The sequence below is a fragment of the Bacillus sp. JJ1609 genome, from assembly GCF_036967045.1.
Taxonomy (GTDB): Bacteria; Bacillota; Bacilli; order Bacillales; family Cytobacillaceae; genus Mesobacillus.
Window position 1 is genome coordinate 140,708 of record NZ_JBALSS010000008.1, and the last position, 3,939, is coordinate 144,646.

Annotated in this window: 3 protein-coding genes; all 3 read right to left on the reverse strand. The window is 42.4% G+C overall.

Translation table 11 applies throughout. From position 1 onward, the window contains the following. Positions 1-201: 201 nt before the first annotated feature. Positions 202-1,623, reverse strand: coding sequence for a protoporphyrinogen oxidase (hemY, locus tag V7654_RS09435; RefSeq protein WP_335430231.1), 1,422 nt, complete (start codon positions 1,621-1,623; stop codon positions 202-204). A gap of 34 nt (positions 1,624-1,657) precedes the next feature. Next, positions 1,658-2,596: a ferrochelatase gene (gene hemH, locus V7654_RS09440; RefSeq protein WP_335430090.1), complete on the reverse strand. Its 939-nt coding sequence runs from the start codon at positions 2,594-2,596 to the stop codon at positions 1,658-1,660. A 90-nt stretch (positions 2,597-2,686) separates the two neighbouring features. Continuing rightward, on the reverse strand, positions 2,687-3,733 hold the full coding sequence (gene hemE, locus V7654_RS09445; protein WP_335430091.1) for a uroporphyrinogen decarboxylase: 1,047 nt from the start codon (positions 3,731-3,733) through the stop codon (positions 2,687-2,689). Between the last annotated feature and the right edge of the window lie 206 nt (positions 3,734-3,939).

Here is a 3,939-nt window from a genome sequence, read left to right on the forward strand (position 1 = left end):
TACAAAAAATGGTAAAAGCTGAAACCAATAAGACCTCTTGGATACCTAAATGAACAAAAAAGATAAAAAGAATAGGCATAAGAAGCGCTCCGAGAACCATTCAATCCACTTTTTACATACGAATGCTCATGAACAGCCTCAAAGAACAATTGCAGCAATGTTTACGAAAACAGCCAAAAAGAAAAAACCCTAAAAGGGTTTTTAAGATTCGAGTTTTAGATACTTTAGTATTTTTTCTATAGCTGCTCCCCCTTGGTCGATGCAGTCTGGAAGACCAACACCTTCATAGGAGCTGCCTCCAATAAATACACCTGGAAGCTCATTTGCAAGATCATTCTTCAGCTTGTCGACTCTTTCCTTGTGCCCAACTGTATACTGCGGCATCGCTTCTTTCCAGCGGGATACGACCGCAAAATCAGGTTGTGCCTGAATATCCATGGTTTTGTTCAAATCTTCAAGGGCGATTTTGATGATTTCATCATCGGAAAGTTCAACGACTGCTTCGTCTCCCGGTCTCCCGACATAAAGTCGGAGCAAGACTTTTCCTTCTGGCGTCGTATGCGGCCACTTTTTATGTGTCCAAGTACAAGCAGTAATCGTGTAATCACTATTCCGCGAAACAACAAACCCAGTCCCATCGATGTCTTCTTTTATGACACTTTCCGGGAAAGCCATTGCGACAGTGGCAACAGATGTCGAAGGAATATCACGAAACGGTTCAAAAATGTGATCATGATCAGAAAACATATGCAGGGCCGCTTCGTGTGGAGCCGAAACAAGGATGCTGTCAGCATCAAGCGTTTCGCCGCTGCTCAATCTCAAACGATAGCCATTATCCTGCTGCTTGCTGACTTTATCAACCCTGATGCCCTTTATTACTGAACCTGGTTCAAGTTTGGCTTCAATTGCGTCAACGAAGGATTGCAGCCCTGTTTTCACTGTCAGGAACATCCCTTTTTTCTTTTCCTGTCCGTTTTCAGCAGTTTTCTTTTTCGGAGCAGGAGTGGCTTTCTTTGTACCAAGAATCAAACTGCCGTATTTTTGCTCTACTTGGTAAAACTGAGGGAATGTTGATAAAAGACTCATGTTATCAATATCTCCTGCGTAAATACCTGAAAGCAAAGGCTCAATCAGATTTTCTACAACTTCATCACCAAGTCTGCGCCGGAAAAACTCGCCTAATGACTGGTCACCTTTGACCTTTGAAGGAGGCATAAAAAAGTCTCCCGCTGCTCTGAACTTTCCAGGCCATGAAAATAAGCCCGTTGTAACGAAAGGACCGATTTGAGTTGGAATCCCCATAACAGCGCCGCCGGGCATAGGGTGAAGCTTGTCCTTAACCAAAACATAGGATTTCCCTGTACTGTTGTTGACCAGCTGATCGCCAAGCCCAACTTCGCGAACAAGACGCCCCGCACTTTCCTTCCTTTCAAGAAAAGAATCAGGGCCCCTTTCAATTACAAAGCCATCTTTAAGATAGGTCTGCATCTTACCGCCGACTCGGTGGGAGGCTTCGACTAACTTTACATCAAGAGGAAGCTGGCTTTCCCGGGCATGCTTTTGCAAATAATACGCAGCAGTCAGACCAGTTATGCCGCCTCCGACAATTACGACTTTTTTCATTTCTGTCACGGTAAATCGCCTTCTTTTTATAGTTTTAGCGTGAAGTAGACAGCTTCTTTAAAATCACATCTGCCATCGCGTCAATAAATTCAGGCTCTGCATTCGGCATTGGAGGCCTGTAATAGCTTGCTCCGATTTCGTCCGTGACTTTTTTACATTCATAATCGTTGTCATACAGGACTTCCAGATGGTCGGATACAAATCCCGCAGGCACATAAACAAATGCTTTATAATCATGTGCTTCGAATAGGTCCCGGGTTAGATCCTGCACATCTGGCCCAAGCCAGGGTTCAGGAGTATTTCCAGCACTCTGCCAGCCTACCTCGTAGTTCTTAACATTTGCATTTTGGGCAATCATGTCTGCAGTCTTTTGCAGCTGATCCGGGTATGGATCGCCCATCTGGAGGATTTTCTCCGGAAGACTGTGGGCAGACACGATTAAAACAGCGTTTTCTCTTTCGTCAGCAGGCATGTTTGAGAATGTTTTGGCAACACGGTCAGACCAGTATTTTATGAATTTAGGCTCATCATACCAACTCTCGACTGATACGATTTCCGGACCACCCAACTTTGAAGCTTCTTCCTTTGCTCGTCCGTTGTAAGATTTCACGCTGAATGTCGAAAAGTGCGGAGCCAACACGATGCTTACAGCCTCTTCTATGCCATCTTCATGCATTTGCCTGACTGCATCCTCAATAAAAGGCTCGATATGCTTTAAACCAAGATACATTTTGAATTCAATTTGATCCTGAATACTGTTTAAGTGCTTCTCAAGCATCTCGCCCTGTTCAATCGTGATTTTTGCTAGTGGTGAAATACCACCAATTGCTTCATAGCGCTGCCTTAAATCCTCGAGCATTTCTGGAGAAGGCGTCCTGCCGTGGCGAATATGTGTATAGTATCGTTCAATATCTTCTTCTTTGTAGGGTGTGCCATATGCCATAACTAGCAAACCCATCTTTTTCTTTGTCATGATTGCACCTCTTTTTACTGTCTCTAAGCTTTTATTCTGCCAAAAACAAGACTATTTTACCAATTGTAATGCTCAGAAGCAGATATGTGTCTATTTGCTAAGCTTTGAGGCAGAATACTCATGTACAAAAGCGGTTAATTTTTTCAATGTCTCTGGGTTCACTGAAGGGAATACCCCATGTCCAAGGTTGAAAATATAGCCAGGCTGAGCCATTCCCTGATCAAGGATTGCTTTTGCTTTTTCTTCAATTACTTCCCATGGAGCAAGCAGAATTGCAGGGTCAAGATTTCCCTGGACTGTTTTTCGGATTCCAAGGTCGCGGGCTTCGCTAATTTGCAAACGCCAATCAAGCCCTACAACATCAAGCGGAAGATCGTTCCACTCCAAAGCAAGATGACTTGCACCTACACCAAACATGATAAGAGGTACATTTTCTTCCTTTAGAGAAGAAAAAATCCTGTTCATTACTGGTTTGATAAATGTACGGTAATCATGGACGTTGAGTGCACCTACCCATGAATCAAAAATCTGGATTGCTTTTACACCAGCTTTGATTTGGGATTTCACATATGTAATTACCATGTCTCCAAGCTTGTCCATTAGAGCGAACCAAGCTTCAGGCTGTGCGTACATGAAAGCTTTTGTCTTGTTATAATTCTTCGAAGGACCGCCTTCAATCATATAGCTTGCTAATGTAAACGGAGCTCCTGAGAATCCAATCAAAGGTACAGACAATTGTTCCTGTGTTAGCAGCTTGATTGTGTCAAGAACGTAAGGAATATCTGATTCAGGATTGATGTGGCCTAGCTTTTCAACATCTGCAAGTGTTTTGACCGGATTAGAAATAACTGGGCCAATTCCTGTTTTAATTTCTACATCTACACCCATCGCAGGAAGAGGTGTCATAATATCCTTATAGAGGATCGCCGCGTCCACGCCATATTGTTCAACAGGCAGCCGCGTAACATAAGCACAAAGCTCAGGCTGGTGTGTAATTTCAAATAGTGAATACTTTTCCTTGATTGCTCTATATTCAGGCTGTGATCTTCCAGCCTGCCTCATATACCAGACAGGAACATAATCTGTTTGCTCTCCTCTGGCTGCTTTTAGAAATGTATCGTTGATTGTTTTGCTCATTAGGGGAAATCCACCTTTCAGTAGTGTCTGTCTTCCATTGTAATATAAATAGATTAAAATAAAAAACACCATTTTTTCGCTATATACACTATATCCTTTTTATTAACCAATTTCATAGAAGACGCTCGAAAATGTCGAAAAATTGACGAATTTTCTTTTTTTAGGTTATTAAATTTTAGACTATGTTAAATTAGTCTGTTGATTTC